6 protein-coding genes are annotated in these 5,654 nt (G+C 63.8%); 2 read left to right on the top strand and 4 right to left on the bottom strand.

Annotated elements, in window-relative coordinates; all coding sequences use genetic code 11:
• Positions 1-1,188 (bottom strand): FAD-dependent oxidoreductase (locus tag WBF82_RS18210; RefSeq protein ID WP_424384361.1); only part of this gene is annotated, 1,188 nt, incomplete at its 3' end.
• A gap of 182 nt (positions 1,189-1,370) precedes the next feature.
• Here WBF82_RS18210 and WBF82_RS18205 point away from each other — a divergent pair.
• Both WBF82_RS18205 and WBF82_RS18200 read left to right on the top strand, forming a co-directional pair.
• Positions 1,371-2,615, top strand: coding sequence for a hypothetical protein (locus WBF82_RS18205; RefSeq protein WP_424384360.1), 1,245 nt, complete (start codon positions 1,371-1,373; stop codon positions 2,613-2,615).
• A gap of 96 nt (positions 2,616-2,711) precedes the next feature.
• Complete coding sequence (locus tag WBF82_RS18200; RefSeq protein ID WP_424384359.1) at positions 2,712-3,149, top strand: hypothetical protein; 438 nt, start codon at positions 2,712-2,714, stop codon at positions 3,147-3,149.
• 17 nt (positions 3,150-3,166) lie between these two features.
• Here the strand turns inward: WBF82_RS18200 and hsaB are convergent, their stop codons facing one another.
• The 3 genes from hsaB to hsaD are packed head-to-tail and all read right to left on the bottom strand — an operon-like array spanning position 3,167 to position 5,517.
• On the bottom strand, positions 3,167-3,730 hold the full coding sequence (gene hsaB, locus WBF82_RS18195; protein ID WP_424384358.1) for a 3-hydroxy-9,10-secoandrosta-1,3,5(10)-triene-9,17-dione monooxygenase reductase subunit: 564 nt from the start codon (positions 3,728-3,730) through the stop codon (positions 3,167-3,169).
• 12 nt (positions 3,731-3,742) lie between these two features.
• Positions 3,743-4,645, bottom strand: a complete 903-nt coding sequence (hsaC, locus tag WBF82_RS18190; protein ID WP_424384357.1) for an iron-dependent extradiol dioxygenase HsaC — start codon at positions 4,643-4,645, stop codon at positions 3,743-3,745.
• Complete coding sequence (gene hsaD / locus WBF82_RS18185; RefSeq protein ID WP_424384356.1) at positions 4,645-5,517, bottom strand: 4,5:9,10-diseco-3-hydroxy-5,9,17-trioxoandrosta-1(10),2-diene-4-oate hydrolase; 873 nt, start codon at positions 5,515-5,517, stop codon at positions 4,645-4,647. The genes hsaC and hsaD overlap by 1 nt, the downstream gene beginning before the upstream one ends.
• Between the last annotated feature and the right edge of the window lie 137 nt (positions 5,518-5,654).

Here is a 5,654-nt window from a genome sequence, read left to right as displayed (position 1 = left end):
TCGGCTGTTCTCCGCCGAGATATCGCGATGACTGACCCACCGCAGAAACATCGTCAGAACCCACGTCATGAACCGGTCCGAGATCAGCGCCGCCGGTCGCAGCACGGACTCGGGGCGCGATACCTGCTGGGTGGTCACCCAAGAAACCGCCCTGACCTTGGGCCGCCGGGTGTTCTCGTAGTTGCGCAGCGCGCTGGAGATATCACCGTTGCCGTTTTTCAAATCCGCCAGCGACTGACGCAGCACCATGGTGTCCAGCAGCGCCTGATTGGTCCCCTGCGCCAGCGTGGGCGGCATCGTGTGTGCGGCATCGCCGAGCAACGTCACCGCGCCGGCGCCGGCACGGGGAATCGGGTGCCGAAAATGCGGGAACGGGGACGGAGCCAGATCGTCGTCGGTCAACGTCGCGAGCACTTGATCGACCATCTCGGACCACCCGGTGAAATGCGACCGGATCATCTCGATCGGGCGTTGCGGTCTGACGAAGTCAGGCGACCACGGTAAGTCGAACCACCACTGCAGGTTGCAACCTCCCGCTGGCCACAGGCCGAGGCTGCCGTGCTCGCCGATCATCATCGTTGCGACGCGCGGGGCCGCGATGTCCGGAAGAGTGACAAGCCCCTGCCAGCTGCACCAGCCGGTCGGCTTCGCGGGACGTCCGCCGAGCATCGTGCGGATCACCGAGTGCAGACCGTCCGCGCCGATCAGCAAGTCCCCGGTGGCCGAGCTGCCGTCTTCGAAGTCGACCCGCACGCCGTCGGGCGTACTAGCCACGCCGACCGCACGGGCGTTGCATCGGACGCGATCAATCGGAAAGCCTTTCAGCAGCCGTTCCAGCAGGACTCGTCGTGGCACCATCCGAATCGGTGCGCCAAGCCGGTCCACCATCGCGTCGAGGTTCATCGTGGCCAGCGGGCGACCGGTCGATGTCATGACCCGCACGGCGGACAGCAACTGACCGGCGCCGTCCATATCGACGCCAAGCTGATCGAGAACCGTCGCTCCGTTGGACCAAATGGTGACGGCACCACCGCCTACCGTCACGTTCGGCCGCTGGTCGAAGACAGCGACGTCGTGTCCGTCGCGCAAAAGTCCGCGGGCGACCGAGATGCCGCTGACGCCCGCGCCGACAACCAGGATTCGAAGTTTTGGGGTTTTCAATAGACGGCCAACCCTAGTCCCCGGCATGCCGTTCGTAGTCCCATCGCTCGAGCCGCGCCTGCAGCTTCAACAGGCCGAATCCGGCGAAGGGCGTGCCAACCCAGAAGTAGACCATCAGCAGCGGACTCATCGCTGGACTCCTTTGTTTACCGACTGCTGCTACCACGCGATACTTCGGCGAAAAGTTCACTGCGGCGTAAGTTGGCTCCGTGAGCCTGGTCATCTCCGATCACGAGCGGGCCGCGCTGGCCGAGCTTGCGCACTTCCCGCTGTTCGCCGCGATGACCGGGCGGCGGTCGCGCCGTTTTCCGGTCGGCGGTCGCATTCCCGCCGGGGCGCTGGCGTATACGAGTCGTCGGCCCGTACAACCGCTGTCAGAAGTCGAACGGGCACTGCTGGTTTCGGTTACCGGTGGCGTCACCGGCTGGAACTTCGGAATCACCCACAACCCTGGTTATGCGCCGTCGTTTCCTAACTATTCCGGCAGCGCGACGGGTCGAACATTCCCGTCGGCAGCGGGCTTTCACACCAGCCAGCTGTTCTTCACCGACGACACCGGAACATATCTGCTGCCCAGCCGCGATCAGCATCCGCGCGAGTTCGACAGCATCGAGGAGTGGATCAGTCACACCGCGGAGTCCTACCTGCAGATCTCGGACAGTCGCCTCGAATTGCCCAGCGAGGAACCGCACATGGAAGGTCACAACATCTGGATTGGCAACCATCCGGGCAGCCTGCTGGCCTTCCCGGTGGCCGATCTCGCCGAACACTTGATGGAAAACCTGTGGTTCTTTGCGGCCAACGGTTACCTGATCGTCGATGACATCAATGGCCGCAACCTCCCTGGGCTCGAAAGGTTTTCCGCGCTGCGGCATGCCGACGACCCGATTCCGTTGTCGTTCGTCGAGCAGTACACGATCACCGAGGCAAGCGCGGAACTCGCTATCGCCGCCAACAACGGGGTGCTGGCGCTGCAGGCAATGGGACTGGGCGGCTGGACCTACGACGGGCTCAATCGATTGTCGGTGTTGGGTGGGCTCGGCTTCGTCGCGGACGTCGACGAGCGCTGGCCCTTCCCCAATGTCACCGGGCTGCCCGGATATTTCGAGACGCTCAGCCCGCCGCATGTGCCGTCTGTGGCATCCGGTGTGGAGAAACTGGTCGCGCGAAAATACGGCCCGGGCGGACCCTTTCATCCCGAAACCCCGGGACCGTGGTCCGACACACCGAAGGTGCGCGCCTCCGCGCTGCCACCGGACGGCATTCAGGAGCTCGTAAACCTTGAAGCGTCCTACATCTACGACACGTTCGGAAAGCTGCCCGGCACCGTGCCAACCGTGCACGTGCTGATGTATCTCCAGGCGCAACATCTCGACGTCGACTTCTACGACGAGTTCTTCGGTCCGGGCGCTTATTTGTCCACCCATGCCGACCACCAGGCCCGCTGGCACTAGGCGGAGGCGCTGCCACGGCTTGTTTTAGTTACGTCGAATAAGGGGATTCGGGTAGCGGTGGATTTAGCACCACCGCCTCCGAAGAAGGAGCTGTTCATGACTACCAGCAACATCGTCTGGGTCGTTATCGCAGTAGTGGTAGCAGCACTACTGTTAGCCACCCTCGTCATCGTTACCCGCCGGCGCCGCCACGTGAAGGCGGAAGGGATCCGCGAACACGCCCGGGCGGAGACAAACCGGGTGCAACGGCGTGAAGCACTCGCCGAAGAGACGGCCGCAAAGGCGCGAGCTGCCCAGGCCGAAGCCGACGTCAAGGCCGCCGAAGCCGCCAGGTTGCAAGAGCGAGCAGCGATGCATCAAAGCGAAGCGGCAACATCGCGCCAGGATCTCGACGAACGGTTCAAACATGCCGACAGCATCGATCCGAAGGCCAAGGCAAAAGCGCGAGAGGACGCCGATCGGCTCACAAATGACCACAGTGAGGCGTCAAACGAAGCGGCATACGAGCGGGCATCCGACGCAGAGCGGGAGTGAGGCGAGCGGGCGCTGCGCTACAGCCAGGTGTCCTGGGTGGTCGTGGTCAGGAACGCCTCCAGGTCATCACGCCACTGCGCCGGCGTGGTCTTGTCCGGCTCGATGCCGGTGTAGTCGCCGCGATAGAACAGCAATGGCCGCGGCTTGATCTTCGGCACTTCGGAGAGCGACTGCACTGAGCCGAACACCACGAAGTGGTCGCCGCCGTCATGCACCGAGGCCACCGTGCAGTCGATGTAGGCCAACGACCCGTCGATAACAGGCGAACCCAAAGCTGAAGGGCTCCAGTCGATACCGGCGAACTTGTCCGGTTCCTTGGAGCCGAACCGTGCCGACACATCTTTCTGGCTTTCGGTCAGCACGTTGACGCAGAACTTCCCGGTGACCTCGATGGCTTTCCACGAGCGCGACACCTTGGTCGGGCAAAACAGCACCAGCGGCGGTTCCAGCGAAAGCGCCGCGAACGACTGACACGCGAAGCCGACCGGTAGGTCGTCGTGGACGGTGGTGATGATCGTGATCCCCGTGCAGAACTGACCCAGCACCTGCCGGAAGGTGCGTGAATCGATCTGCTCGGCCATCAACAGCGCCAGCTACCCGCGGAAACCGATGCTGAAGTCGTGGCCCCACAGGCTCACCGCGGTGCTCTCCCGGGCGATCCAGTCGCCGTCAGCGACTTGTCTTCCCTCGCAACCGAACTCGATGTCGAATCCGCCGGGTGTCTTCATGTAGAACGAGAGCATCAGGTCGTTGACGTGGCGGCCCAGCGTGGCCGACATGGGCACCTTGCGGCGCAATGCCCGGTCCAGGCAAAGGCCCACGTCGTCGGCCTGTTCTACTTCGACCATCAGGTGCACGATGCCGCTGGGCGTCTGGCCCGGCATGAAGGCCAGGCTGTGGTGACGCGGGTTGCAACCAAAGAACCGCAGCCACGCCGGCGGTCCGTCGGCGGGCCGACCCACCAACTGCGGCGGCAGCCGCATCGAGTCGCGCAGCCTGAAGCCGAGCACATCGCGGTAGAAGTGCAGTGACTCTTCGTCGTCGCGGGTAGTCAGCACCACGTGCCCGAGGCCCTGCTCACTGGTGACGAACTTGTGTCCATAGGGGCTGACAACGCGACGGTGCTCCAGGGCGGCACCGTGAAACACCTCCAAGCAGTTGCCCGAGGGATCGGAGAATCGGATCATCTCGTCAACCCGACGATCCGCAAGTTCGGCGGCAGTGGCCTCCTTATAGGGTGTGCCCTCGATGTCGAGCCGATCCCTAATCTCTTGCAGGCCTGCAGCATTCGCGCATTCCCAGCCGGCCTCAGCCAACCGGTCCTGCTCACCTGGCACGATCACCAGCCGGGCCGGGAAATCGTCCATCCGCAGATACAGCGCGCCCTCCGTGCTGCCGCTGCCCTCGATCATGCCGAGGACTTTCAGGCCGTACTCACGCCAGGCCGCCATATCGGTGGCTTCGATGCGCAGGTACCCCAGCGAACGGATGCTCATCACGCACCTCCGAGGAAATCAATGGTCAGCTTGTTGAACTCGTCGAACTTTTCCACCTGCGCCCAGTGTCCACATTGCCCGAACACGTGCAGTTGCGCTCGTGGAATGGTCTTCAGCGCGACCAGCGCGCCGTCGATCGGGTTGACCCGATCTTCGCGGCCCCAGATCAATAGCACTGGCTGGCGCAGCCGGTAGACCTCGCGCCACATCATCCCGAGCTCGAAATCGGCCCCGGCGAAGGACTTTCCCATCGCGATCGTCGCGGTCAGCGATTCCGGCGTGCTGGCCAATGCGAAACGCTCGTCGATAAGCTCCGGGGTTATCAGCTTCTGGTCATAGACCATCACCCGCAGGAACGCCTCGAGATTTTCTCGGGTGGGCTCGACCGAGAATTTCCCAAGCCGTTTGACACCCTCGGTCGGATCGGCCGCAAAGAGGTTGACGCTGAGCCCGCCGGGACCCATCAGCACCAAACGACCGGCCCGGTCGGGGTAGTCCAGCGCGAACCGGACGGCGGTGCCTCCGCCCAGCGAATTGCCCACCAGCGGAACACGTCCCAGGTTCAGCTGGTCGAAGAGACCTTTGAGCGCTCTGGCCGCGTAGTGATTGAACTGGCCATGTTCGGCACGTTTGTCGGATAGGCCGTAGCCGGGTTGATCGACGGCCAGCACGTGAAAATGCTCGGCCAGCACCGGGATGTTGCGCGCAAAGTTCGTCCAGCTCGCCGCGCCGGGGCCGCCGCCGTGCAGCAGCACCACCGTCTGGTCGTGGCCAATGCCCGCTTCGTGGTAGTGCAGCTTCAGCGGGCCGTCGACGTCTACATCGACATACCGCGAGGTCGACTCGAAGGTGAGTTCTTCCGTCGCGGTCATTTAGCGCCACTCCTCATCGCTTCGTCCCCCTCACCGCTGCGCGGCTGGGGGTGCCCCCACTGCATCGTCGCGGGCGCGCATCCGTCTAGACCATGGTGTCGCCGGGCGGCAGCCCGAACTCGTGGTTACCGAAGATC

Origin of the sequence: Mycobacterium sp. (assembly GCF_049673265.1) — a bacterium.
Taxonomy (GTDB): domain Bacteria; phylum Actinomycetota; class Actinomycetes; order Mycobacteriales; family Mycobacteriaceae; genus Mycobacterium.
The sequence above is the reverse complement of the archived record's forward strand: the minus strand, read 5'-3'. Positions and strand labels throughout refer to the sequence as shown.

Bases quoted from the DNA above. Each gene is read 5' to 3' on its own strand.
- WBF82_RS18200 (WP_424384359.1), top strand. From the start codon at position 2,712: ATGACTACCAGCAACATCGTCTGGGTCGTTATCGCAGTAGTGGTAGCA.
- hsaB (WP_424384358.1), bottom strand. From the start codon at position 3,730: ATGGCCGAGCAGATCGATTCACGCACCTTCCGGCAGGTGCTGGGTCAG.
- hsaC (WP_424384357.1), bottom strand. From the start codon at position 4,645: ATGAGCATCCGTTCGCTGGGGTACCTGCGCATCGAAGCCACCGATATG.
- hsaD (WP_424384356.1), bottom strand. From the start codon at position 5,517: ATGACCGCGACGGAAGAACTCACCTTCGAGTCGACCTCGCGGTATGTC.